The sequence below is a fragment of the Thiocapsa sp. genome (assembly GCF_035467215.1).
Taxonomy (GTDB): domain Bacteria; phylum Pseudomonadota; class Gammaproteobacteria; order Chromatiales; family Chromatiaceae; genus Thiocapsa.
On sequence record NZ_DATITZ010000237.1, the window covers coordinates 1 to 23,388 of the forward strand.

The window sequence follows — 23,388 nt, forward strand, 5'->3', positions numbered from 1 at the left end:
CTCACCGCCGATTGGACCCCGCCGGTCATGTGCGGCAACTTCAACACGGTGACGAAGACCTGTCTCGGGGCTCAGGCGCAGTAGTTATTGAACCGCGTCCGGCTGGACGCGGTTCAAGTGTTCACGTGAATTGGGAAAGGAGTTACCGGCGTGTAGGTGCGAATTTATTCGCACGCATGCCGGTTTCGTCCGCGGGGCGCTCGGCGACGCTACCGCCTGGGCTGTGCGAATCGATTCGCACCTACAGGCTGGGCGCTGATTTTCCGGGAATTGCCTTGGTGTTGTGAATGGGCGTTATCAGGCAGCTTCCGACCGCAGCGAGTATCACGATGCCCATGAATCCGATATGCCGATCGCGACGATTCCCGCACCAGGCGGGCCTTGGTCTCGTTTATGCGTTCCTGATTTTGACGGTGATGCCGCTCGGCAGCCTAGCCGGTGAGATCGATACGGCCCTGATCGACCTGGGCGACCGTTCGTTCGAGGTGAAGCAGGCGGCGGTCGATGTGATCGCCGCCGGCGGGGACCCGCGCGCGGCGACGCTCCTCGATGCGCTCTTGGGCGGCAACCTCTATGCCCGCGAGTCGGATCGGCGTCCGGTTCTGGTCGAGCCCGCTCCCGGCGGGTACCGACTCACCGATGCACTGGACGGCAGTGACCTCGGCGAGGTCGAGCGCGGTGCCGTGAAGAAGATCACCATCAATAACCGCATGCGCAACCAACTGCGCACGGCGATCGCCGCCCTGACGCTTGCGAGTCCCGATCCGGAGATTCGTCTCAAGGCCGCGCAGCAGATGCTTGGCGACGCCAACCCGATCGTCGTCGAGGCGATCCGCGAGCAGCTCGGGCGCGAGGACGATCAGCGCGTGCGCGATTACCTGGATCTGAGCCTGGCACTGGCCAGTCTGCGCGACGAGGCCCCGGCCGTCCGGCTCGTCGCCGTGAACGCGCTTTCGGGGAGTCTCTATCCGGCCGCGCGCAACGCCCTGACCAAACTACTGAGCGAGGAGCCCGACCCCGAGGTGCGTGCTGCCGCGGAGCGTTCGCTCGATGCAAGCGAGCAGAAGCTCAAGCTGAACGCGGCGGCGGAGACGCTCTTCTTCGGGCTCAGTCTCGGCTCGGTCCTGGTGCTCGCAGCCATCGGTCTGGCGATCACCTTCGGGGTTATGGGCGTCATCAACATGGCCCACGGCGAGCTGATCATGATCGGGGCCTATACGACCTACCTGGTCCAACAGGCGATGCCGGGGTTGCTGGACTATTCGCTGATCGTCGCCATCCCGGCGGCATTTGTGGTCGCGGGGTTGCTCGGAATCCTGATCGAGCGCACCGTGATCCGCTTCCTCTACGGCCGACCGCTCGAAACACTGCTCGCCACCTTCGGCATCAGCCTGATCCTTCAGCAACTGGTGCGCACGACCATCTCGGCCCAGAACGTGGCGGTGCAGAATCCGTCCTGGATGAGCGGTGCGCTTCAGATCAACCCAGCGCTCGCCCTGACCTACAACCGGCTGTATATCCTGATCTTCGCCTTGATGGTCTTCGTGGCCCTGCTGCTGATCCTCAAGCGCACCGCCTTGGGGCTACAGGTGCGCGCGGTCGCCCAGAACCGGGCGATGGCGCGCTCGATGGGCGTGCGCTCTGCGCGGGTCGATGCACTCACCTTCGGCCTGGGCGCCGGCGTGGCGGGGGTGGCCGGTGTCGCCTTGTCCCAGCTCACCAACGTCGGCCCCAACATGGGGCAGGCCTACATCATCGACTCCTTCATGGTCGTGGTCTTCGGCGGGGTCGGGAATCTCTGGGGAACACTGGTCGCCGGCTTGACCCTGGGCGTAGCCAACAAGCTGATGGAGCCCTGGGCCGGCGCGGTGCTCGCGAAGATCCTGGTCCTGGTCTTCATCATCCTCTTCATCCAGAAGCGCCCGCGCGGGCTCTTCCCGCAACGCGGACGCGCTGCGGACGGGTAGACGCTAGACGAGTAGGTCGGGTTAGGCGCGCCGGCACGGGTCTCGATGATTTACGCCGACGTCGATGCGCGCCGTAACCCGACAGCGGCGGCGGTTGACCGATGCGCCGAATGTCGGGTGACGCTGCGCTAACCCGACCTACAGTCAGGATTTCGAGGTTTCGGAGAGACGAGTATGGGTGTGGTCAGCGTCATGAGGGGTGACAGAGGCGGACAGGCGATGCTGGCCGTTCTGCTGGTCGTCGCGGTCGTGGTGCCGATCCTGAATCTGGTGGTGCCCGAGTCCAGTCCCTGGCATGTTTCCACCTACACGGTGACCCTGCTCGGCAAGTATCTCACCTATGCGCTGCTCGCCGTCGCGGTGGATCTGGTGTGGGGCTATCTGGGCATCCTGAGCCTGGGGCATGCTGCCTTCTTCGGTCTCGGCGGCTATGCGATGGGCATGTATCTGATGCGTCAGATCGGCGATCGCGGCGTCTACGGCCACCCGGTGCTGCCGGATTTCATGGTTTTCCTGAACTGGTCGGAGCTGCCCTGGTTCTGGCAGGGCTTCGACCTTTTCTGGTTTGCCGCGCTCATGGCCATCCTGATTCCGGGGACGCTGGCCTTTATCTTCGGTTATCTCGCCTTCCGCTCGCGCGTGACCGGCGTCTATCTCTCCATCATGACTCAGGCGCTGACCTATGCCCTGATGCTCGCCTTCTTCCGCAACGAGATGGGCTTCGGCGGCAACAACGGTCTGACCGACTTCAAAGACATCCTGGGCTTCGATCTGAAGAGCGACGCGACGCGGATCGGGCTCTTCCTTGCCTCGGCGGGTGCCTTGGCGCTGGGCTATCTGGCCTGCCGCTGGATCGTCACCTCGCGGCTCGGTCGTGTGGCGGTCGCGATCCGTGACGCCGAGGCGCGCACCCGTTTCATCGGATACCGGGTGGACCGGGTCAAGCTCGCCATCTTCACCTTCTCGGCGATGCTCGCCGGCGTGGCCGGGGCGCTCTACGTCCCGCAGGTCGGCATCATCAATCCGGGCGAGTTCTCGCCGCTCAACTCGATCGAGCTGGTGATCTGGGTGGCCATCGGCGGTCGGGCCACACTCTACGGCGCCGTCATCGGCGCTATCCTGGTCAACTACGGCAAGACCTATTTCACCGGCGCCTTCCCCGAGGCATGGCTCTTCGCCCTGGGCGCGCTCTTCGTCATCGTCACACTCTTCCTACCCAAGGGCATCGCCGGGCTGGTCGGCATGATCAGGACCTGGCGACGATCGCGATCCCCGACCGGATCCGCAGCGGAGGTCGCACCATGAAACCGGTCGAGCAACTGCGCGAATCCATGCGCAAGGACCGGCAGTGGAGCTTCATGTACTCCATGCTGGATCTTGATCTGGATGTCAGCCAGGGCGTGATCCTCTATCTGGAAGACGTCAGCGTCAGCTTCGACGGCTTCAAGGCGATCAATAACCTGAACTTTTACGTCAACGCCGGCGAGCTGCGCTGCGTGATCGGTCCGAACGGTGCCGGCAAGACCACCATGATGGACATCATCACCGGCAAGACCCGCCCGGATACGGGCAGCGCCTATTTCGGGCGGACCATCGATCTGCTGCGACTCTCCGAGCCCGAGATCGCCGCGCTCGGCGTCGGCCGCAAGTTCCAGAAACCGACCGTCTTCGAGTCGCACAGCGTCTTTGAAAACCTCGAGCTTGCGATGGCCGGCGACAAACGGGTCTTCCCGACCCTGTTCGCGCGGCTTAGCGGCGAGCAGCGCGACCGCATCCACGAGGTCCTCGGCATCATCGGCCTTCAGGAGCAGACCCACCGCGAGGCCGGGGCGCTCTCGCATGGCCAGAAACAGTGGCTCGAGATCGGCATGCTCCTGATGCAGGACCCGCATCTGCTGCTGGTCGACGAACCGGTCGCCGGCATGACACACCAGGAGATGGATCGCACCGCGGAGCTGCTGCTCTCGCTGGAGGGCAAGCACTCCGTGGTCGTGGTCGAGCACGACATGGACTTCGTCCGCTCCATCGCCAAGCGCGTCACCGTGCTGCATCAGGGCTCGGTCCTCGCCGAAGGCAGCATGGACGAGGTGCAGAACGACCCGCGCGTGGTCGAGGTCTATCTGGGGGAGTAAACCCGATGGGGATCACCTCCTGTATCCTGTTCGAGACGGCGCGCCATGCGCGCGAACGCCCTCGGAGGCCACGCGATGACGACGGACTACGATCAAGACTTTTATGCCTGGTCGCGAGAGCAGGCCAGCCTGCTGCGTTCCGGTCAGTACGGGCGACTGGATGTCATGCACCTCGTCGAGGAGATCGAGGACTTGGGAAAGCGCGAACGGCGTGCATTGGAAAGTCGGCTCGCGGTCTTGCTGGGACACCTTCTGAAATGGCAGTACCAACCGGAGTATCCGAGCCGCAAATCCTGGCGCGCGACCATCAACACCCAACGCCGTGCGATCGCCAAGCTGCTGGACGAAAACCCGAGCCTGGCCGCGCGACTGGACGAGATCATCCGCGACGCCTATCCGGATGCGGTCGACCTCGCCGTCGCCGAAACGCCGTTGGACTACGATGCCTTTCCGGTTGGCTGTCCTTGGGACCAGACGCAAATCCTAGGCACATTCCTGCCCGGCTAAAACGCGTCTTGTGCAGCATGTGATGTGATCGCTTGGGACGAGCCGCCGATGTGCCAGCGCCCTCAGCTGGGACGCGTTTTAGGAATTTTTATCATTCGTGTTTTATCTTGAATCGCGTCGACGCAGAGCCATTTCGGGGCATCGACGCGGCGGTATATGACAAGATCGATCATCACCTAGGACGCGATTCAATATGCTTGCGATTTCGGGACTCAATCAGTTCTACGGCGAGAGCCACACACTCTGGGACCTTGATGTCGAGATCCCCCAGGGTCAGTGCACCTGCGTGATGGGTCGCAACGGGGTCGGCAAGACGACCCTGATGCAATGCATCATGGGGTTGCTCCCGTTGCGCTCCGGATCCCTGAGCTATCAGGGGCAGGATCTCGCCCGACTCACCGCCGAACGCCGAGCACCGCTCGGGATCGGCTATGTCCCGCAAGGTCGCCAGATCTTCCCGTTGCTGACCGTCGAGGAGAATCTGCGGATCGGTCTCGCCGCGCGGTCCGATCGCGCCAAACAGATCCCCGGCTATATCTTCGAGCTCTTCCCGGTGCTTAAAGAGATGCTCGGGCGGCGCGGCGGCGATCTCTCCGGCGGTCAGCAACAACAGTTGGCCATCGGCCGCGCACTCGTCATCGACCCCAAGCTCCTCATCCTCGACGAGCCCACCGAAGGCATCCAGCCCAACATCGTCCACGAGATCGGCGACATCATCCGCCGCCTCATGACCGACCTGAACCTCACCGTCATCCTGGTCGAGCAGAAGCTCCCCTTCGCCCGCCGCATCGCCGATCGTTTCATCATCCTCGATCGCGGACGGCTGATGGCGAGCGGCGCGATGCCCGATCTGAGCGAGGAGCTCGTCAAGCAATACCTGACGGTATGAGTCCTTCAATCTAGATCCGGCAGTTGAACGGCGCCTGGAGTGTGTCCCGCGCGGGGTCCGGCAAGGCACGACGAGGCGGTGTAGGGGTTCTACGTCAGCGAGTTGCGGCCGTTCGTGTCGAGCGCCAAAGGCGCGACCGATGACAGCCCGGGGCAGCGCCCCGGGTTTGAATCAACCCAAACCCTCGAGCCTCGAGCCCTGAAAGGGCGGTCTAAAGATGCTCCGCCACCGGCAGCGCCTCGCGTTTCCGATAAACCGTCCCCTGAAAGAGCGCGATCAGGGTCTCCTCATCGTCGAGGATACGAATCAGATAGGTGGCGAGCTTGGGGTTGATCGAGACCTCCTCTGCCTCGGCGACGAGGGTCCCGCCGCGCGCGGCGGTCATGTAGGAGATGGAGACGTTGATCCCGAGCGCGACCGTGCCGTGCGAGTTGGAGGCGACGGCGAAGACTAGATCCGCCAGGCTGAAGATGGCTCCGCCGTGGACGACGCCGACGGCGTTGCGGTGGTGGTCATGGATCGCGAGCTTGGCCTTGGCCCGGCCGGGCGCCATCTCCAGAAGCTCGATCCCGACGTGTGCAGCGAAACGGTCCTTGAGAAAGAAGTCCTTCAGATCGGCCTGGGTTGGCTGTGGGGACAGCCGGGGGGACAACTGCGGGTTCGTCATGGGTCTCTCCTTCACGACCGATGGTCCGAATGTCGTCGAGCGGGCATGCAACCCCTTCGCCGGACGTGATGTCGAAGTATATCCTTACAGAAAACCGGGCAACCGGATCGGATAGTGACCCATGATCCCAGTGAACAATCGCGCCCTATGGGCGACGCTTCTTTTGCTCCAATGTGCCGTGTTCTTCCCGGCGACGGCACACAGCGGACTCAACGAGCCGCAACGCATTATCCAGCAGGTCTCGGACGGCCTGATGCGCGTGCTGCGCGAGGATCGGAACCTGCTCAAGACCGACCCCGCCTATGTCCATCGTCTGGTCGACGAGCTGTTCTTGCCGCATGTGGATGTCCCGCGTGTCTCGGCCTTGGCGCTCGGGCCCTATTGGCGGGATGCGACGCCGGAGCAGCGTCGGGTGTTCCAAGCGGAGTTTCAGCGGCTCCTGATCCAGACCTATGCCTCCGCGCTCGATGCTTTGAGCTCCTGGGACATCCGCTTCCTCCCCATGCAGTTGGAGCCCGGTGCCACGCGCACGCTCGTTCGCACCGAGATCCAGCAGCCGGGCGGGCAGCCCGTGCGGGTGGATTATCGAATGGCATTCAGCGACGGGCGGTGGCGGGCCTACGATGTCGCGGTCCAGGAGATCAGCCTGCTGGCCTCGTACCGAAATCAGTTCACGTCGGTGGCGCAGCGTCGCGGCATCGACGGTTTGCTCGAGGAATTGACCACGCGGAACGATACCCGCCGTTGATCCGCGGGCATGCCAGGAAGAACTGATGGGGATGTAGGGGCGAATGAAGTCGCCCCGATCATGCCGGTAGATCCGTTCCCGGGAATTACCTTGTCACTGGTAGGTCATTTACCGCGCGAGCGTCGGCGTCAGTGCAAATCCGCGCAGGTTCCTTGAGAACCGCTCCAACGCCTGAATCCCGGTCGCCTCGGCCTGCTGACACCAATCCTGAAGCGCGTGAAGCAAGGCCTCTTGGCTGGGTGCCTTGCGGTCCCAGATTTCCTGCAGGCGCTCGCGAAACTGATAGACGGTGGCAAGCGTCTGATTCTTAGCCAGGATCTGCTCCAAGCTGCTGCGTGCGGCGATGTCGAGACGCTGGCCTTCGGTCAGAAGCAGTCTTCGCGCACGCCTGACCAGGCGTTTGCAGTGCTCCGCGTCGCGGCATAACTCCTCGCGCGAGACCGGGACCATCACCTCTTTTCCGTACCGCGCAAAGACGTGCATCCGGCTCGTGATCACCGCACGCAGGGTCTCGAGGTCCAATTGCGACTTGCCCGGGACCACCTGCGGGTTGGGTGCGACCCGGCGGACCTTCGCCAGCCGCAGTGCCGTGAGGATGCGGATGTACATCCAGCCGATATCGAATTCCCACCATTTCGACGAGAGCCGCGCCGAGCTGGGGAAGGCATGGTGATTGTTGTGCAGCTCTTCGCCGCCGATCAGGATGCCCCAGGGGACGATGTTGGTGGAGGCATCCGGCGGCTCGAAGTTGCGATAGCCGAAATAGTGCCCGACGCCGTTGATGACACCGGCGGCGAAGATGGGGATCCAGAGCATCTGAACGGCCCAGATCACGATGCCGTAGACGCCGAAGAGAACCACATCCAGGAGCAGCATGAGCGCGACCCCCTGCCAGGAAAAGCGGCTGTAAAGCCGACGTTCCAGCCAGTCATCCGGGGTGCCTTGGCCATAACGCTCGACGGCCGCGCGATCGCTCGCAGCTTGTGCGTAGAGCTCCGCGCCCTCGCCCAAGACCTTGCGCAGGCCCAAGATCTGCGGGCTATGCGGGTCCTCGGCGGTCTCGCATTTGGCGTGGTGGCGCCGATGGACGCCGACCCACTCCTTGGTCACCATCCCGGTCGTGAGCCAGAGCCAGAAGCGAAAGAAGTGCGAGACCGCCGGATGCAGATCGAGCGCCCGATGCGCCTGCGCACGGTGTAGATAGACCGTCACGGCGACGATGGTGATATGGGTCATGCCGAGCGTGACGAGCACGGCGGACAGGATGTCGACGTCGAGCAATCCGTAGAGCGTCATGGATGTCCTGGAGGAGTGGTGGTGATGTGCCGATCCGGTCGTGGCCGGTGGCGATCTGGCCCTTTGCCTTTGTCCGGCTAGGGTTTTCTTCCGACCGCTCTTTGTAGCATCAGGTTCCCGACCGCGTCCAGATCGGCTCGCCAGCCGGGGGCGAGCCAGGTCGTCGCCAGTGCGTCTGCGATGATCGCCGGTCCAAGCAGCGTGTGCCTCTGTCCGAGGTCCTCGCGTGTCCAGCAGGCGACCGGCGTCGGACATCCGTAGGCCCTGGAGCTTCCCGTAGGACTCCCTCGGCCGGACGCGCCGATCGGCGGCAGCGCAAGATCCGGGATCGAACCGCGTACGCGCGCCCGCAGATTGACGAGCTCGACCGGCAGATCGAGCCGATGCCCGTAGCGATCGCGGTGCTGTGCGTGAAAGGCGGCGGCGGTGTCCTCGACCCCAGCCCAGTGCAGGTTGAGCGTATGGGATTGGCCGCGATAGCGCAGATCGAGCGAACGCTCGACACGCAGGGCGGCGCGGGCAACACCTTCCTGCTCCTGCTCCAGCTCGGCGATCCCGGACTCGGCGAGCGCGACAAACGCCGCCTCGATTTCGGCATCGCCGGCCTCGGCGAGCAGTCCGAGTCGCGTTCGGGTGAGGGTTCGCCCGGCCGGTGTTACCAGCATCCCGAGAGCGGATAGGACACCGGCATGCACCGGGACCATGGCGCGGGTCATGCCCAACGCCTCGGCCAAGGCGCAGACATGCAGGCCGCCGGCACCGCCGAACGAGGTCAGGATGAACCCGCGCGGATCCAGGCCGCGCTGCACCGAGATCACCCGCAGGGCGCGCGCCATATGCTCGTCGGCCAGACGGATCACGCCCAGCGCGGCCTCTTCGATCGAGAGGCCCATGGCGTGCGCGAGTCGAGCGAGTGCCGCGCGGGCGGCGTCAGGGTTCAGGTGCATCCGCCCGCCGAGAAATCCGTTCGGATCGAGCCGTCCGAGCACCAGGTTGGCGTCGGTCACGGTCGGCTCGCGTCCGCCGCGGCCATAACAGGCCGGTCCAGGGTCGGCCCCGGCGGACTCGGGTCCGACCAGGAGCATGCCGCCGGCATCGAGTCGCGCGATCGATCCGCCGCCGGCCCCGATGGTATGCATGTCCACCATCGGCAGTGCGACGGGGAAGCCGGCGATGTGCCCGTCGGTGGTGAGGCGCGGCTCGCCGTCGACTACGGCGACATCCGTGGATGTCCCGCCCATGTCGAAGGTCAGCAACCGCGCACCACCGGTATGCGCCGCGGCGAAGGCCGCCCCGGCGAGTCCGCCTGCGGGGCCCGAAAGCAGCAGGCGCGCGGTGTGTCGTGCGGCCTGACTAGCCGTCACCGCTTCGCCGCTGCTTTGCATGACCGAGACCCGTGCCCCCGGCAGACCCTCGGCAAGGCAGCCGATATAGCGGGCGACGATGGGTCCGATGCGCGCGTTGATCCAGGTGGCGATCCCGCGCTCGTACTCGCCCACGAGCGGCAGGACCTCGGAGGAGCGTGCGACGAACAGGCCCTCGGGCATCGCGTCCTCCAAGGCCCGCTCGGCACTGTCGTCCAGATAGGAGAAGAGCAGGTTGATCGCGACCGACTTCGGGGCAAGTCGTGCGACCGTCGCCTTGAGCGCGTCCAGGTCGGCCGCGGTCAGCGGTTCGACCCACTGGCCGTCGGCGCCGAGACGTCCGCCGGTCTCGACACAGAGCTCGAGCGGAACCGGCGGGAGGCGTGCCGGCGGTTGAAGGTCGTAGAGGTCCGGTCGTGCTTGGCGACCGATGCTCAAGAGATCGCCGAGTCCGCGATTGGCGACATAGAGCGTGCGGACACCCTTGCCTTCGAGTACGGCGTTGGTTGCCACGGTGCTCCCGTGGATGACGTGCAACCCGGCCGGATCCAGACCCAGCTCGGCGATCCCCTGCAGGATCGCCTGCTCGGGCGCCGCCGGTGTCGAGAGGACCTTATGCGTCCGTACCGAGCCGTCGCGCCAGAGCACCAGGTCGGTGAAGGTCCCTCCGGTATCGATGCCGACGATGATCATGGCGGATGAAGGTCGCTTGGGCCGCAAAGGCCGAGGATGCTCGGCCTGACCTAGTCGCCGGCCCGGACGCGGGTATCGGCCAACGGATCCTCGGCCTCGGGCGGCGGCGGTGCAATCGAGCGTACCCGCAGATGCAGCGCTGCCTTGGCGAGCAGGTGCGCACTGACCGGGGCCGTGATGAAGAGGAAAAGGGTCACCAGGATCTCGTGCAGGCTAAGCCCCTCGCCGCGGGTGCTGAAATAGAGCACCGAGGCGATCAGCAGCGCACCCACGCCGAGCGTCGTCGCCTTGGTCGGGCCATGCAGGCGCGTATAGAAATCGCCGAGCCGGGCAAGCCCCAAGGACCCGATGAAGGTGAAGAGCGCACCGACGACGATCAAAGCCGACAACATCATCTCAAGCATTCAATCGCGTCCTCGGCGTGATGGATAGAGGCTGTACCGGATCATACCCACGCGGCCCCATCAGAGCATGGAGTCGACGCGATTGAAGTAAAAAAACAAAAGGAATTAAACATCATGAAAGCGCGTCAGCTCCAACGCGCACAGATGCCCACGGAGCTCGCCAAGCTCTCGAACAGGACAAAAGTCCACCAAAAGACGCGCTTTCATCACTCGATGATATCGCCGCGCAGCAGGTATTTGCAGAGCGCCACCGTACCGACAAAACCCATCATGGCGATCAGCAGTGCGGCCTCGAAGTACAGCGAGCTGCTCAGATGGATCCCGAGCAGGACCAGCAGGGCGATCGTATTGATGTAGAGGGTGTCGAGCGCCAGGATGCGGTCCGGCTTGTCCGGCCCTCTGAGCAGACGCCAGAGGCTCAGCAGCAGCGCCCCGGAGACCAGTGCGAAGGCGATGGAGACGGCGATGCTCAGCATGGCTCGAAGACCTCTTTGATCGGTGTCTCGTAGCGGCGCTTGATCTCGGCGATCAGGGCGTCGGGGTCGTTGACCTTCAGTCCGTGCACGACCAGATGGCTGCGATCCGGGCTGAGCCAGGCCGAGACGGTACCGGGCGTCAGGGAGACCGTGTTGGCGAGCAGGCTGATCCCGAGATCCGTGCGCAAGGCGAGCGGCACGCGCACGAAGGCCGGCTTGACGTGCTTCGGACCACCCAGGATGAGGGCGGCGACCGCGAGGTTGGCAATCAGGATGTCGTACATGACGATCGCCAAGAATCGCATCAAGGTCAGCGGCTTGTGTATCCTGACGCGCTCCGGCCAGAAGCGCAGCGTGAAGACCGGGATCGCCCATCCCAGGATCAGACCCAAGATGATCTGACCGGGCGACAGACTGTTGACCAGCAGGAGCCAGATCAGGGCCAGGACCGGCGTGAGGATGGGGTGAGGCAGCAGCCTGAGCTTCATCGCTTATGCACTCCGGTCATACAGGTCGGGGGTCGCCCAGCACGGCCCGGATATAGACGCCGGGCTCCAGGAGCTGCTCGGCGGTTGCACGGGTGTACTCGGACAAGGGTCCGGCCCAGATGACCAGCGTGACGCACAGCAGCAGCAGGCCGAAGACCGGCAAGAGACGGCCCCAGTTCGGACCGACGGCGGATCGCCCGGCGGTACCGGTGCGCTCGATCAGGCCCTCGGCGCGGTAGAACAAAAGGCTGCCGCTGCGGGCGAGTGCAATGATGCCGAAGAGCCCGGCGGTCAGGATCACGCCGAACACCCAAGGCATGCTCGGCAGGTCCACCGCGGCGTTCAGCACCATGTACTTACCGAGAAATCCGGACAGCGGCGGCAACCCGGAGACGAGGATGGCGGTGATGAAGAAGAGCGCACCAATCAGGTTGGAGTTGGCGATGACCGGCCCCGGATCCAGACAATCCGCAAGCGTGCCGCGCCCCATGGCGATGATGTCCGCCAACAGGAAGAAGGCCGCCGCCGCGAATGTCGTGTGCGCCAGATAATAGAGACCTGCGCCGATGCTGGCCTCGGTCCCCAGTGCGAAGGCCGTCAACAGGAACCCCACCGACACCACCACCAGATAGGCGACCTGCCGGCGCAGCTCATGCGCGGCCAGCACGCCCAGCGTGCCGATCGCCATGGTCGCGAGCGCGAGCGGCAATAGCCAGGGGCCGATCAGATCCGCGACCGGACCGGCCTCGGCACCGAAGATCAGGGTGTAGACCCTCAGGATGCTGTAGGCGCCCACCTTGGTCATGATCGCGAAGAGCGCGGCCACCGGTGCCGACGTCGACGAATAGGCCGCGGGCAGCCACAGATAAAGCGGGATCAATGCCGCCTTGAGCGCGAAGACCGCGAATAACAGCAGCCCGGCCGCACGCACCACGCCGAGATTCTCCGGCGGGGTTGCCGCCGCCTTCACCGCCAGGTCCGCCATATTGAGCGTCCCGAGGATGGCGTAGAGGGTGCCGACTGCGAACAGAAAGAGCGTGGACCCCGCGAGATTCAGGGCGACGAAGTGCAGCCCGGCGCGCACCCGATTGGCCCCGCCGCGATGCAGCAGCAGCCCGTAGGAGGCAAGCAGCAGGATCTCGAAAAAGACGAAGAGGTTGAACAGATCGCCGGTCAGAAAGGCCCCGCTCAGACCGAACAACTGGAGCTGGAAGAGCGGGTGGAAGTGCCGGCTTCCGGCATCCGTCCCGCGCACGGCATAGAGCATGGCGAAGAAGGCGAGCAGGCTGGTGACGAGCAGCATCCAGACGCTCAGACGATCCGCGACCAGGACGATCCCGTAGGGCGCCGGCCAGTTGCCGAGTGCATACACCAGGATCTCGCCCCCGACGACACGCTGAACCAGGAGCGACACCAATAGGATCTGGATGACGAGTGCGACGAGATTCAGGCTGCGTCGCACGCGCAAGGGCATGACGCGCCGCAACAGCAGCAGCAGGGTGGCCGCAAACAGCGGGAAGAGGACCGGGGCGATCACCAGATGGTTCATTCTCTCGCTCCCCCCCGTGTGTCGCGGCCGTCGTCGGCGTCGATTCGGCCGTCCACCTGATCCGTCCCCAGCTCGGCACGCGCCTTGAGCGCCAGCATGATGATGAAGGCGGTCATGCCGAAGCTGATGACGATGGCGGTCAGCACCAGCGCCTGAGGTAGCGGATCCGTATAGCCGACGGCCTGATCCGAGATCACCGCGGGTTGGCCGACGGTCAGGCGCCCGGTGACGAACAGGAAGAGATTCACGGCGTAAGACAGCAGGGTCAGTCCGATGACCACGGGAAAGGTACGCGCCCGCAGTGCAAGGTAGACCCCGCAGGCGGTCAAGACACCGATGATCACGGCGATCAGGGCTTCCATCGACAACAGCTCCTCAAGCATGGTTCGCCCCGGACGGTTCCGGTTCGTCCGGATGACTGGCATGGTGCATTAGACCCAGGTGCACCAGGATCAGGAGCGTCGCCCCGACCACCACGAGGTAAACCCCGAGATCGAAGGCGATCGCCGAGGCCAGCTCGAAGTCCCCGATCACCGGCCAGTGCACATGGGTAAAGGCCGATGTGAGGAAGGGATAGCCGACGACCAGGCTCGCGAGCCCGGTGAGCAATCCGATCAGCAGCCCGGCGCCGATGACTGGATGCAGGTTGGAGGTCATCCGGTTGTGTGTCCATTCCACGCCGTTCGCCAGATACTGCATGATCAAGGCGATCGCGGTGATGAGCCCGGCGATGAAGCCGCCGCCGGGCAGGTTGTGTCCGCGCAGGAAGATGAACACCGAAACCAGCAGTGCGAGCGGCAAGAGAAGCCGCGTCAGGGCGGCCATGATGACGGGGTGCATGTCCCAGTTCCAGGGCCGCCCGCGTGCGTCGCAGGCCGGTCCGGGTAGACGCAGATCCTTGAGCATCGCGTAGATCCCCAATCCCGCCAGGGCCAGGACCGAGATCTCGCCCAGTGTGTCGAAGCCGCGGAAATCCACCAGGATCACGTTGACCACGTTCGCGCCCCCGCCTCCTGGGATGCTGTTCTCCAGAAAGTAGTTCGCGATGCTCTCGTAGGGCCGCGTCAGCACCGACCAGGTCAGCGCCGCCGCCCCGCCGCCGGCCAAGCCGGCCACCCCGATATCGCGGATCCGGCGCGGCCAGTTCGACTCGGCCGGGCTGTACTGCGGTAGAAAATAGAGCGCCAACAGCAGCAGGACGATCGTCACCACCTCCACCGAGAGCTGTGTCAGGGCGAGGTCGGGTGCCGAGAACTTCACGAAGATGAGCGACACCAGCAGGCCCAAGGCGCCCATGACAATGAGCGCGGTCAGGCGGCGACGGTGCAGGACGACCGTCCAGAGTGCGACGGTGATCAGAGCGATCGTGACCAGCAGGCTCACCGCATCGGCCGGCAAGAGGGTGCGATCGCCGGTCAGCGGAGCGCCGCCGCCCAAGAAACCGATCGTCCCCAGGGTCAGCGCCGACAGGATGAAGACCAGCAGCATGCGTTGCAGCGAGCCGGTATCCAGTGTTCGGGTGACGGCGCCGGCCAGCGCGAGGACGCCCTTCAGGAGCCAATCGAACACGGCCTTGGCATCTAGGCGTCCTTCAAGCCTGGTGGCGAGCTTGAACAGCGGCCCGCGCCCGACATAGAGCAGGATGCCGCCGATCGAGGCGGTGAAGCTCATGATGAGCGCGGCGTTGACGCCGTGCCAGATGGCCAGATCGTAGTCCGGGGGGGCGGTCTGAAGCACGCCTGTTGCTGCAACCAGGAGCAGCGGCGCCACGGTAAAGGCCGGCAGGATTCCGACCAGCAGACAGATCGCGACCAGGATCTCCACCGGCACCTTCATCCAGCGCGGCGGCTCGTGCGGGGTCTTGGGCAGATCCACCGGATCGCCGTTGAAGAAGACGTCGTGGATGAAGCGCAGCGAATAGGCCACGGCAAAGATCCCCGCGAAGACGACGGCGCCGGGTAAGAGCCACTCCCAGGTATGGTTCGCCGAGAAGGTCACCGTCTCGCCGAAGAACATCTCTTTGGAGAGGAATCCGTTGAAGAGCGGGACACCGGCCATGGCTGCTGCGGCCACCATCGCCAGCGTTCCCGTGTAAGGCATGTAGCGCCAGAGACCGTTGATGCGGCGCATGTCGCGCGTCCCGCACTCGTGATCGATGATCCCTGCGGCCATGAAGAGCGACGCCTTGAAGGTCGCGTGGTTGATGATGTGAAAGACCCCGGCGACCGCGGCGAGCGGTGTCCCGATGCCGAACAGCAGCGTGATGAGGCCGAGATGGCTGATGGTCGAATAGGCGAGCAGACCCTTCAGATCATGCTTGAAGAGGGCGAAATAGGCGCCGATCAGCAGGGTCGAAAGCCCCGCGCCCATGACCAGGACCGACCACTCGGTCGTCCCGGAAAGCGCCGGAAACAGGCGTGCCAGCAGGAAGACACCCGCCTTGACCAGGGTTGCCGAGTGCAGATAGGCCGACACGGGGGTAGGTGCCGCCATCGCGTGCGGAAGCCAGAAATGGAACGGGAACTGCGCCGATTTGGTGAAGGCACCCAGCAGGATCAACACCAGCATCGGGGTGTAGAGCGGGTCGGATCGGATCAGGTCGCCGTTGGCGAGGACGACGGAAAGATCATAGCTGCCGACCATCTCGCCGAGCATCACGAAGCCGCCGAGCATGGCGAGCCCGCCCAGCCCCGTGACGGCAAGCGCCATGCGCGCCCCCGTTCGGGCATCCTCGCGATGCTGCCAATAGCTGATAAGCAGGAAGGACGAAAGGCTGGTGAGCTCCCAGAACATCAGCAGCAGGATCAGGTTCTCGGACAGGACGATCCCGAGCATCGAGCCCATGAAGAGCAGCAGATAGCCATAGAACCGGCCCATGCAGTCGCGCTCGGCCAGGTAGTAGCGCGCGTAGAGGATCACCAGCAGACCGATCCCCAGGATCATCAGGGCGAACAGCAGACCCAACCCGTCGAGTCGGAACGCGAGATCGAGTCCCAGCGCGGGTATCCAGGGGATGCGTTGTACCAGGGTCTCGCCCAGAAACGGGGCGGTTACGCTCGGAGCCAGCGCGATCAGTGCGGCCAGGGCCACACCTCCGGCCATCCAGGCCGACTGCAGCCGGCCGAAGCGCGACACCCACGCAGCCAGACCGGCCCCGATGAAGGGAATGAGAACGACGAAGAGAAGATTCATGGGCGGGACTGCCTGAACGGGAGGACGGTGACTCGCTCGAGGCAAGGATACCACCGTCCGTTCGCAGGCGTCCCCTTGCGGCGTCGTTGGGGTCGGTGGACAGGTGGCTGGTTTCGGATTGCCCGGCCCAGGAGGCGAGCTAACGAGCGGATGCCTTGAGCACCCATTGACCGAGCGGCAGGATCAGACCCGAGGACTCCGCTACCGGGATGAGCTCGCCCGGCGAGACCATCCCGCGCAGTGGATGCCGCCGGGGCCGGCTCGAGACGGGCGCGCAGCCAGGTGATCCGTTCCTCGTTCAGGATGCGGTAGCTGATATCGAATGCCTCGCCCGCGCACGCCGCCTGCCAGGGTCAGCCGGCCGGTGTCGCGCGCCACGCGTGCATCGACGCGCTGCTCCGGATCTTCGAGCAAATTCAAACCGAGCGTCGCTTCGTTGGTCTACGAGGGGAAGACCTGCCGGACGATGCCCTCGGGTGCCAGATAAAGGGCCTCGACGTTCTCGTAGAAGGGCAAAAGTGCACGGGCCGTCGTCTCGAATCCTTCGATGCGTCCTCCGCCCTGATGGACCAATGCGGCCAGCGCGTAGGTCACCGACCCGGCGCAGGACGTCCTCGGCTGCGTCGGCGTCGGGAGGACGCAGCCGGCTTTGAATGACCCGCGAGCGAGAGTCTGTGGGTGTCGGTTCGACTGTGCGATATCGTCTATTCGGTCTCGACGCCCTCGGCCATGATCGCCAGGCCAAGACTTTCCGCAAGTGCGACGAAACTATCGGCCGTGGCGTCTGCGGAATCCTCGAGGACCTCGTGCACGAACGCCGGGGCGATCTTCAACTGATCGAGCGGCAGCCGCTTGAGATACGACAACGAGCAGAAGCCCGAACCGAAGTTGTCCAGAGCAAAGCCAATGCCGATCTCCTTCAACGCAATCATCTTGGCAACAGCAATTCCCGCCGTGTACGCCCGGCATCGATCGATGCCGACGTGCACGCGTGTGGAGAGCATTCAGGGATAACCGACCCCTCGCCGCCGGGGGCGCTGCTGAAACGGTTGGCTTTCGGTGACCCTCAAGCAGGCCTTCGGCGCTGAGTTGTTTGCGGACGAAAGGAGCGCTCACCGGAATCTGCCTCGCAAAGGATCGGCTGACGAGTTGATCCATGACATCCCAAGAGCTCCGCCATTCGGGGAGTGGCGAAGGTGATGCGACCCTCGATGTCGACCGTCCAAATGCCTCGCTTGCGGTGTCGAGGATCTCTCCTCGGCGTGCTTCAGGTCCGCCTCGCGCGCTCGTCGAGCTGCGACAGGTGGCTGGGTGCGATCGCATCGGGAAACGGCATCCGGGCGATGGCAAAGCCCCGGAAGGCGGGATTGCCCTTTGCATCGTCGAGGAAGAAGGGCAGGCGCCCGATGATGCCGATCTGGCCTTGCACCAGCTGATAGGGACTGGACAGGATCAACCGGCCGGTCTCCAATGCCAACCTGGCATCGGGGCTGCGAACGGGGTCGTTAAGCAAATCCAGACCGATCACCGGCTCGTTGTCGGTCAGTTGAAACCCATCCCGAATGACGCCGTCCGGCGCCAGGAACAGGGCGTCCACCCCGGGGTGGCGGGGGAGCAGCGCCTCGCCGATCCCTTGGAAATCGTCGATTCGGCCTCGAGCCTGTTGCGCGAGTGCGGCCATGGCATGCGTTGCCGACAGACTCGGGTTGCTCCCGTGTACCTAAGAGTAGACCTTATCTCACGGGTCGGCGTCGATCGAGCTCGACGAGCGGCGGTGTGCGTGCTCGGCACAGCGCGCCCGCGGCATTGGGGCTTTCCAATTTCCTCCCGAGCGCCGATGATTCACCGCATGGACGTTTTCCCTCTCCCCATAGCACGTATCGGCATCATCGGCGGCGGTCAGCTCGGCCGCATGATGGCCAAGGCCGCGAAACGGATCGGTTGCACCTGCGTGGTGCTGGACCCGACACCGGGCTCGCCGGCCGGCCAAGTCTCCGGACACCAGATCGTGGGTGCCTATCACGATCCTTCCAAGCTCCGCGAGCTGGCCGAGTCCTGCGATGTCGTGACCTTCGATATCGAAGACATCGATGCCGAGACACTCATCCAGCTCGGACGCGAAGGGCATAATATTCAACCGCCCCCGACCGTCCTTGCCTTGATTCAGGATAAGCTCACGCAAAAACGTGCACTGAGCGCGGCCGGCATTCCGACCGCGCCCTTCGAGCCGATGCCCGAGCCCTCGGCCGAGGCCTTCGCCGCATTCGGTTATCCGCTGGTCCAGAAGGCCTGTCGGGGCGGCTACGACGGCCGCGGTGTCTCGATCCTGGACGGCCCCGAGGACTTCGACACACATCTGCCGGTGCCCTCGCTGGTGGAGCGCTTCATCCCCGCGGCCAAAGAGCTGGCGGTGCTGGTGGCGCGCGGGCTCGACGGGGATCACCGCTGCTATCCCGCGGTCGAGATGTGTTTTCGACCGGGCGAGAACGTGCTCGAGATGCTGCTGGCCCCGGCGCAGATTCCGGCCGAGACGGCCGCCGCGGCCGAGCAGCTCGCGGTGCGCACCGTGGATGCCCTGGGCGGCGTGGGCATCTTCGGGGTCGAGATGTTTCTGACCGAGGCAGGCGATTTGCTGGTGAACGAGGTCGCGCCCCGCACCCACAACTCGGGGCATCACACCATCGAAGCGAACATGACCGACCAGTTCGAGCAGCATCTGCGCGCCGTCGTGGGTCTGCCGCTGGGGTCCACCGAGCAGCTCTGCCCCGCGGCCATGATCAACCTGTTGGGCGCGCCCGGCCATCGGGGGCGTCCCGTCATCAAGGGTATGGCCGAGGCCCTGGCGATCCCGGGCGTCTGTCTGCACCTCTACGGCAAGGCGGCGACCTCGCCCTTTCGCAAGATGGGTCATGTCACGGTCCTGGACCGGGACATCGAGCAGGCCCGCATCAAGGCCGAGCGGGTCCGTCGTCTGATCGAGATCTCGGGAGAGGATCACCCATGACCACATCCAACACATCCCCGTCGTCGGCGAATCGCCCGGCCCGCGTCGGCATCATTATGGGAAGCGATTCCGACCTGCCGGTGATGCAGGATGCCGCCACGGTGCTCGGCGAGCTCGGCATCGCCTACGAGATGACCATCGTCTCTGCGCACCGCACGCCCAAGCGGCTCTACGATTATGCCGAGAGCGCGGTCGAACGTGGTCTGTGCGTGATCATCGCGGGTGCCGGGGGTGCGGCGCATCTTCCCGGAATGGCCGCCGCCATCACGCCGTTGCCCGTCATCGGCGTGCCGGTGAAGACCTCCAGCCTCTCGGGACAGGATTCGTTGCTCTCGATCGTGCAGATGCCGGCCGGCGTGCCGGTGGCGACGGTCGCCATCAACGGCGCCAAGAATGCAGGGATCCTCGCCGCCCAGATCATCGGCGCCTCGGACGCGCAGGTGCGTGAACGGATCGTACGCTTCAAGCAGGATCTCGAAGCCATGGTGATGGCGAAGGTCACGGCGATGGAGCAGCAGATGTGAGCCCGCCGCAGATCGTCGCTCCGAAGGGTCGCGGAGTCAGTGTCAGAAAGAGGTCGAGTCGCGAATCGTTGTCGTAGTCGACAACGACGACCATGGTAACCGTGTTCGATCGTCGAGTTGTCTGAGGGTCGTGAACCCTCGGTGGAGTTCTCCGAAACTCGCCTTAAACCGCGCCCGGTGCGGTATGCGTCATATGTCGGAGTGGTTCGGCCGTCCCAGCTTCGACGACGTTCTGAGCCGGCGCGGTTTAACTTACCAACAAACATCGAGGGTTTCTCGGCACACCTTCTCCGTTTTTCCTCTACAGTCCTTCGTTCCCGCTTTTCCCCATCCTGAACCGCGTCACCACAGACCTCGGTTGAGTCAGGCCGCGTCGATCCAGCCTGAAGGCCCCGCATGGTCCAGCAGACGCGGTTCAGTTTAGCAACCGACCTCATGCGTCGCCGGAATCAACTCCGCGACCGCGTCGTGTCGGTTCGCAGCAGCAAGCAAATCTGGGATGTCCGCCTCGACGATCTCCACCCCCTTGCTCTCGCAAAACCGCCGTTCCTTGTCGGTCGGATCCGGGATCAGTGCCCAACCGGCCGGCGTTCCTGCCCCGTAGATCAGGTCCGACATCACCATCCGCTCGGTATCGCGCATCAGACGCAGCCCCAGAAAGAGGTACTGCCGTTCCTGCCGATAGGTCTTGAGGAACGCGGGGATCCCGAATCCGCCCATCAGCTCGGTCAGGTAGTCGACAAAGTCCGCATCCGAGGCGATATAGGTCGCGTCCGGCCGCGGGCTGCCCATCGGTTTGAAGAGCACGGGAAGCCGCTGATCGACCTCATCCAGCTCGACCTGGCGATAGGTCGTCCCATCGTAACGATCGAGCCGAAAACGATAATCGGTGCCGCCGATGCGTGCGATGCCGCGCACCAGCGTATGCGGGACTCCGAGGTAGGAGTCCTGCAGCTGAGTATCCCGATTGATGTCGATGACGTAGCGCGGCTTTAGATCCTTCAGCCAGTCATGCAGCGGCGCGCGGGTCCAGGAGCGCCGGCCGTAGGTGGTGTCGAGAAAGCGGTTGACGGCACTGCGGCCGCGTTTGAGCTCCACGTCCATGGCCGCACGGGGAAACTCCCACATGAGCCTTCGCGACATGGGTTTGCCGTTGTTCAACGCGATGATGAGGCTGTCGCTGTCCGCCGGGATGGGCTCGCCGGTGGCGGTATCCACCGCGCCCGTCAGTGCAGCGGGACCGAGATAGGGAATCAGATCGCCGCGCGTGAGCGCGGCTACGAGTCGTTGAAGCATCGTGGGACCTATTGCGACCGAGAGAGGACGTCGAGTAGGTAAGCAAGAATAACGCCACCCCTGACATCCCAAGATCACAGCCAGTCCCCGGCGGTACGGCACCTCAAATGTCCCAGACCCTCCGCCCGATGTCCCCTTCCCGACAATCCGAGTGCTTGATCCCCTCTCCCCCGTTCTCCTGACCCGCGTCAACTCCAACGCGGTGCTCGAACGTCCGCACGGGACTTGAGCCTCGCGTCGAACCCCGGACGCGGTTCAGCCGGGATCCGTGCGCTTGCGTCGCCGCTCCTGATGAAATCCAGCCTCCCGAGGCTTGCGCTCGTACGAGGGCTGATCGGGCCGAGCGCCGCCGGGGCTATCTCCACCGCTGCGCCGCGTCCCGCCGGCTGCCCCATCCGCGAGCGAGATCCGCAGCGCCTGTCCGCGGACATACACCCGCTTGAGATGGTTGAAGATCTCGCGGGGCATGCCCTCCGGCAGATCGACCAGCGAGTGATCGTCCCGGATGTCGATTCGGCCGATATAGCGGCCTTCCAGGCCGGACTCGTTGGCGATGGCGCCGACGATCTCGCGCGGAGTGGCGCCGTGCTGGTGCCCGACCTCGATCCGGTAGCTGGTCAGACCCTCGGATCCGCGGCCCTGCGGGCGTGGCCGGTCGCGACTGTCCTCGCGCGCTCCCTCATGCCGCGGCGCTCCGCGGTCGCCGTCGCGGGGCGGGCGCGGAGGACGTCCATCGTCGCGGCCTTCGGTCCGCGGGCCGCGCTCCGGGCGCTCGGGGCGTGTCGCCGCCGGGCGAGGCAGATCGGTTTTGACATCGAGCGGACGCTCGCGCTGAGTCAGATAGGCCAGCGCCGCGGCGATGTCCATCAACTCCATCTCCTGCTCCGTCCCGAGTCGTGCGACCAGACGGTAGAAGAAATCCAGATCCTGCTCGGTCAGGGTCTTGCGCAGCTCCGCGGTGAAACGGTCGATGCGCGACTCGCTGAGCTGAGAGGCCGAGGGCGGCTCCATCGCCGGCACGGTGCGCCGGATCGTGCGCTCGATCGCGCGCAGCAGCCCGCGCTCGCGCGGCTCCACCAAAAGGATGGCCCGCCCGGCCCGTCCGGCGCGCCCGGTCCGCCCGATCCGGTGGACATAGGCGGAGGGATCGGTCGGAATGTCGTAGTTCACCACGTGGCTGAGCCGCTCCACGTCGAGCCCGCGCGCGGCCACGTCGGTGGCGACCAGGATATCGAGCTGGCCCTGCTTGAGCCGCTCGACGGTGCGCTCGCGCATCTCCTGACTCATGTCGCCGTTCAGGGGCTCGGCCGCGAAGCCGTGGGCCTTGAGCTTGTCGGTCAGCTCGACCGTGGCGTTCTTGGTCCGCACGAAGATCAGCATGCCGTCGAACGGCTCAAGCTCCAGGATGCGGGTGAGCACGTCGAGCTTGTGGAAGCGGGTGACCACGCAGTGGTGCTGATCGATGGTGTCGACCGTCTCCGAGTCTGCAACCACGCGGATCTCGACCGGGTCCGACAGCCGGGTCTGGGCGACTCGGCGGATCCCCGCCGGCATGGTGGCGGAGAAGAGCGCGACCTGACGGCCGGGCGGGGTCTGCTCGAAGATCCAGTCGATATCCTCCGCGAAGCCCATGTTGAGCATCTCGTCGGCCTCGTCCAGGACGAGTGTCTTGAGCACGTCGAGCGCCAGGGTGCCGCGCTTGAGATGGTCCATGACGCGTCCCGGCGTGCCGACGATCACCTGCGGGTTGCGTTTGAGCTGACTGAGCTGCAGGCCGTAGGCTTGACCGCCGTAGATCGGCAGGACGAGAAAGCCCTTCAGATGCTGTGCGTAGCCTTGAAAGGCTTCGGCGACTTGGAGCGCAAGCTCGCGGGTCGGCGTGAGCACCAGGATCTGGGGTCCGCGCTGCGTGGGATCGACGCGGCTGAGCAGGGGCAGGGCGAAGGCGGCCGTCTTGCCGGTACCGGTTTGGGCCTGGCCGAGCAGGTCGCGCCCGGCGAGTAGATGCGGGATGCATTGGAGTTGGACGGGTGTCGGGGTCTCGTAACCGAGATCTTCGACCGCTTGTGCAACGGCGGGGGCTAGGCCGAGCTGGCCGAAGCCGATACTCGTGTCGGTGGTGTCCATCGTGGGGCCTCGAAAGAATGGCGCGTCCGGCGGGAAGTCCGGCGGACCATCCAGGGGGATTCGCG

The 23,388-nt window shown here is 64.9% G+C and carries 22 protein-coding genes; 8 read left to right on the plus strand and 14 right to left on the minus strand.

Annotated elements, in window-relative coordinates:
• Positions 1 to 416 precede the first annotated feature (416 nt).
• The 5 genes from urtB to urtE all read left to right on the plus strand — a co-directional run bounded on the left by urtB (position 417) and on the right by urtE (position 5,495).
• Entirely contained in the window at positions 417 to 1,967 is a 1,551-nt protein-coding gene (gene urtB / locus VLR48_RS13285; RefSeq protein ID WP_325292256.1) for an urea ABC transporter permease subunit UrtB, read from the plus strand.
• 192 nt (positions 1,968 to 2,159) lie between these two features.
• Entirely contained in the window at positions 2,160 to 3,272 is a 1,113-nt protein-coding gene (gene urtC, locus VLR48_RS13290) for an urea ABC transporter permease subunit UrtC (RefSeq protein WP_414718608.1), read from the plus strand.
• Positions 3,269 to 4,099, plus strand: a complete 831-nt coding sequence (urtD, locus tag VLR48_RS13295; RefSeq protein WP_325292258.1) for an urea ABC transporter ATP-binding protein UrtD — start codon at positions 3,269 to 3,271, stop codon at positions 4,097 to 4,099. The genes urtC and urtD overlap by 4 nt, the downstream gene beginning before the upstream one ends.
• A 75-nt stretch (positions 4,100 to 4,174) precedes the next feature.
• Positions 4,175 to 4,606, plus strand: coding sequence for a DUF29 domain-containing protein (locus VLR48_RS13300; RefSeq protein ID WP_325292259.1), 432 nt, complete (start codon positions 4,175 to 4,177; stop codon positions 4,604 to 4,606).
• A gap of 193 nt (positions 4,607 to 4,799) precedes the next feature.
• Positions 4,800 to 5,495, plus strand: a complete 696-nt coding sequence (urtE, locus tag VLR48_RS13305; RefSeq protein ID WP_325292260.1) for an urea ABC transporter ATP-binding subunit UrtE — start codon at positions 4,800 to 4,802, stop codon at positions 5,493 to 5,495.
• 211 nt (positions 5,496 to 5,706) lie between these two features.
• Here urtE and VLR48_RS13310 read toward each other — a convergent pair whose 3' ends face one another.
• Positions 5,707 to 6,162, minus strand: a complete 456-nt coding sequence (locus VLR48_RS13310; RefSeq protein WP_325292261.1) for a PaaI family thioesterase — start codon at positions 6,160 to 6,162, stop codon at positions 5,707 to 5,709.
• 121 nt (positions 6,163 to 6,283) lie between these two features.
• Here VLR48_RS13310 and VLR48_RS13315 point away from each other — a divergent pair, with 121 nt between their 5' ends.
• Entirely contained in the window at positions 6,284 to 6,910 is a 627-nt protein-coding gene (locus VLR48_RS13315; RefSeq protein WP_325292262.1) for an ABC transporter substrate-binding protein, read from the plus strand.
• Between the two features lie 108 nt (positions 6,911 to 7,018).
• Here the strand turns inward: VLR48_RS13315 and VLR48_RS13320 are convergent, their stop codons facing one another.
• The 11 genes from VLR48_RS13320 to VLR48_RS13370 form a co-directional block, all read right to left on the minus strand.
• The gene (locus tag VLR48_RS13320) at positions 7,019 to 8,206 is read right to left on the minus strand and encodes a DesA family fatty acid desaturase (RefSeq protein ID WP_325292263.1); all 1,188 of its coding nucleotides are present in this window, start codon (positions 8,204 to 8,206) and stop codon (positions 7,019 to 7,021) included.
• A 77-nt stretch (positions 8,207 to 8,283) separates the two neighbouring features.
• Positions 8,284 to 10,263 (minus strand): hydantoinase/oxoprolinase family protein, encoded by a 1,980-nt coding sequence (locus VLR48_RS13325; protein WP_325292264.1) that lies wholly within the window; start codon positions 10,261 to 10,263, stop codon positions 8,284 to 8,286.
• Positions 10,264 to 10,313: 50 nt separating this feature from the next.
• On the minus strand, positions 10,314 to 10,667 hold the full coding sequence (locus VLR48_RS13330) for a Na+/H+ antiporter subunit G (protein WP_325292265.1): 354 nt from the start codon (positions 10,665 to 10,667) through the stop codon (positions 10,314 to 10,316).
• A 206-nt stretch (positions 10,668 to 10,873) separates the two neighbouring features.
• Complete coding sequence (locus tag VLR48_RS13335) at positions 10,874 to 11,143, minus strand: K+/H+ antiporter subunit F (RefSeq protein WP_093030182.1); 270 nt, start codon at positions 11,141 to 11,143, stop codon at positions 10,874 to 10,876.
• A complete protein-coding gene (locus VLR48_RS13340; protein WP_325292266.1) occupies positions 11,137 to 11,631 on the minus strand; it encodes a Na+/H+ antiporter subunit E in 495 nt (164 codons plus the stop codon). The genes VLR48_RS13335 and VLR48_RS13340 overlap by 7 nt, the downstream gene beginning before the upstream one ends.
• 16 nt (positions 11,632 to 11,647) lie before the next feature.
• A complete protein-coding gene (locus tag VLR48_RS13345; RefSeq protein WP_325292267.1) occupies positions 11,648 to 13,180 on the minus strand; it encodes a monovalent cation/H+ antiporter subunit D in 1,533 nt (510 codons plus the stop codon).
• Positions 13,177 to 13,542 carry a Na+/H+ antiporter subunit C gene (locus VLR48_RS13350; RefSeq protein WP_325292275.1) on the minus strand — a complete coding sequence of 122 codons (366 nt, stop codon included), beginning with the start codon at positions 13,540 to 13,542 and terminating at the stop codon, positions 13,177 to 13,179. Before VLR48_RS13350 ends, VLR48_RS13345 begins: the two co-directional genes overlap by 4 nt.
• A gap of 13 nt (positions 13,543 to 13,555) precedes the next feature.
• Complete coding sequence (locus tag VLR48_RS13355; protein ID WP_325292268.1) at positions 13,556 to 16,372, minus strand: monovalent cation/H+ antiporter subunit A; 2,817 nt, start codon at positions 16,370 to 16,372, stop codon at positions 13,556 to 13,558.
• A gap of 441 nt (positions 16,373 to 16,813) precedes the next feature.
• Complete coding sequence (locus VLR48_RS13360; protein ID WP_325292269.1) at positions 16,814 to 16,966, minus strand: hypothetical protein; 153 nt, start codon at positions 16,964 to 16,966, stop codon at positions 16,814 to 16,816.
• Positions 16,967 to 17,076: 110 nt separating this feature from the next.
• Complete coding sequence (locus VLR48_RS13365) at positions 17,077 to 17,376, minus strand: EAL domain-containing protein (RefSeq protein ID WP_325292270.1); 300 nt, start codon at positions 17,374 to 17,376, stop codon at positions 17,077 to 17,079.
• A 263-nt stretch (positions 17,377 to 17,639) separates the two neighbouring features.
• Positions 17,640 to 18,053, minus strand: coding sequence for a CHASE domain-containing protein (locus VLR48_RS13370; RefSeq protein WP_325292271.1), 414 nt, complete (start codon positions 18,051 to 18,053; stop codon positions 17,640 to 17,642).
• Between the two features lie 168 nt (positions 18,054 to 18,221).
• Between VLR48_RS13370 and purK the strand changes: the two genes are divergently transcribed.
• On the plus strand, positions 18,222 to 19,376 hold the full coding sequence (gene purK / locus VLR48_RS13375) for a 5-(carboxyamino)imidazole ribonucleotide synthase (RefSeq protein ID WP_325292272.1): 1,155 nt from the start codon (positions 18,222 to 18,224) through the stop codon (positions 19,374 to 19,376).
• Positions 19,373 to 19,900 (plus strand): 5-(carboxyamino)imidazole ribonucleotide mutase, encoded by a 528-nt coding sequence (gene purE / locus VLR48_RS13380; protein WP_325292273.1) that lies wholly within the window; start codon positions 19,373 to 19,375, stop codon positions 19,898 to 19,900. The genes purK and purE overlap by 4 nt, the downstream gene beginning before the upstream one ends.
• A gap of 420 nt (positions 19,901 to 20,320) precedes the next feature.
• On the opposite strand, the gene VLR48_RS13385 is transcribed toward purE, so the two are convergent.
• Together VLR48_RS13385 and VLR48_RS13390 are read right to left on the minus strand one after the other, a co-directional pair.
• Positions 20,321 to 21,196, minus strand: a complete 876-nt coding sequence (locus tag VLR48_RS13385; RefSeq protein ID WP_325292274.1) for an SIR2 family protein — start codon at positions 21,194 to 21,196, stop codon at positions 20,321 to 20,323.
• 255 nt (positions 21,197 to 21,451) lie between these two features.
• Positions 21,452 to 23,323 carry a DEAD/DEAH box helicase gene (locus VLR48_RS13390; RefSeq protein WP_325292276.1) on the minus strand — a complete coding sequence of 624 codons (1,872 nt, stop codon included), beginning with the start codon at positions 23,321 to 23,323 and terminating at the stop codon, positions 21,452 to 21,454.
• Positions 23,324 to 23,388: the final 65 nt, after the last annotated feature.

Bases quoted from the DNA above. Each gene is read 5' to 3' on its own strand.
- VLR48_RS13330 (WP_325292265.1), bottom strand. From the start codon at position 10,667: ATGCTTGAGATGATGTTGTCGGCTTTGATCGTCGTCGGTGCGCTCTTC.
- VLR48_RS13315 (WP_325292262.1), top strand. From the start codon at position 6,284: ATGATCCCAGTGAACAATCGCGCCCTATGGGCGACGCTTCTTTTGCTC.
- VLR48_RS13345 (WP_325292267.1), bottom strand. From the start codon at position 13,180: ATGAACCATCTGGTGATCGCCCCGGTCCTCTTCCCGCTGTTTGCGGCC.
- VLR48_RS13300 (WP_325292259.1), top strand. From the start codon at position 4,175: ATGACGACGGACTACGATCAAGACTTTTATGCCTGGTCGCGAGAGCAG.
- urtE (WP_325292260.1), top strand. From the start codon at position 4,800: ATGCTTGCGATTTCGGGACTCAATCAGTTCTACGGCGAGAGCCACACA.
- VLR48_RS13390 (WP_325292276.1), bottom strand. From the start codon at position 23,323: ATGGACACCACCGACACGAGTATCGGCTTCGGCCAGCTCGGCCTAGCC.
- purE (WP_325292273.1), top strand. From the start codon at position 19,373: ATGACCACATCCAACACATCCCCGTCGTCGGCGAATCGCCCGGCCCGC.
- VLR48_RS13335 (WP_093030182.1), bottom strand. From the start codon at position 11,143: ATGCTGAGCATCGCCGTCTCCATCGCCTTCGCACTGGTCTCCGGGGCG.
- VLR48_RS13340 (WP_325292266.1), bottom strand. From the start codon at position 11,631: ATGAAGCTCAGGCTGCTGCCTCACCCCATCCTCACGCCGGTCCTGGCC.
- VLR48_RS13350 (WP_325292275.1), bottom strand. From the start codon at position 13,542: ATGGAAGCCCTGATCGCCGTGATCATCGGTGTCTTGACCGCCTGCGGG.
- purK (WP_325292272.1), top strand. From the start codon at position 18,222: ATGGACGTTTTCCCTCTCCCCATAGCACGTATCGGCATCATCGGCGGC.
- urtD (WP_325292258.1), top strand. From the start codon at position 3,269: ATGAAACCGGTCGAGCAACTGCGCGAATCCATGCGCAAGGACCGGCAG.
- VLR48_RS13355 (WP_325292268.1), bottom strand. From the start codon at position 16,372: ATGAATCTTCTCTTCGTCGTTCTCATTCCCTTCATCGGGGCCGGTCTG.
- VLR48_RS13310 (WP_325292261.1), bottom strand. From the start codon at position 6,162: ATGACGAACCCGCAGTTGTCCCCCCGGCTGTCCCCACAGCCAACCCAG.
- VLR48_RS13365 (WP_325292270.1), bottom strand. From the start codon at position 17,376: ATGCTCTCCACACGCGTGCACGTCGGCATCGATCGATGCCGGGCGTAC.
- VLR48_RS13370 (WP_325292271.1), bottom strand. From the start codon at position 18,053: ATGGCCGCACTCGCGCAACAGGCTCGAGGCCGAATCGACGATTTCCAA.
- VLR48_RS13385 (WP_325292274.1), bottom strand. From the start codon at position 21,196: ATGCTTCAACGACTCGTAGCCGCGCTCACGCGCGGCGATCTGATTCCC.
- urtB (WP_325292256.1), top strand. From the start codon at position 417: ATGCCGCTCGGCAGCCTAGCCGGTGAGATCGATACGGCCCTGATCGAC.
- VLR48_RS13320 (WP_325292263.1), bottom strand. From the start codon at position 8,206: ATGACGCTCTACGGATTGCTCGACGTCGACATCCTGTCCGCCGTGCTC.
- VLR48_RS13325 (WP_325292264.1), bottom strand. From the start codon at position 10,263: ATGATCATCGTCGGCATCGATACCGGAGGGACCTTCACCGACCTGGTG.
- urtC (WP_414718608.1), top strand. From the start codon at position 2,160: ATGAGGGGTGACAGAGGCGGACAGGCGATGCTGGCCGTTCTGCTGGTC.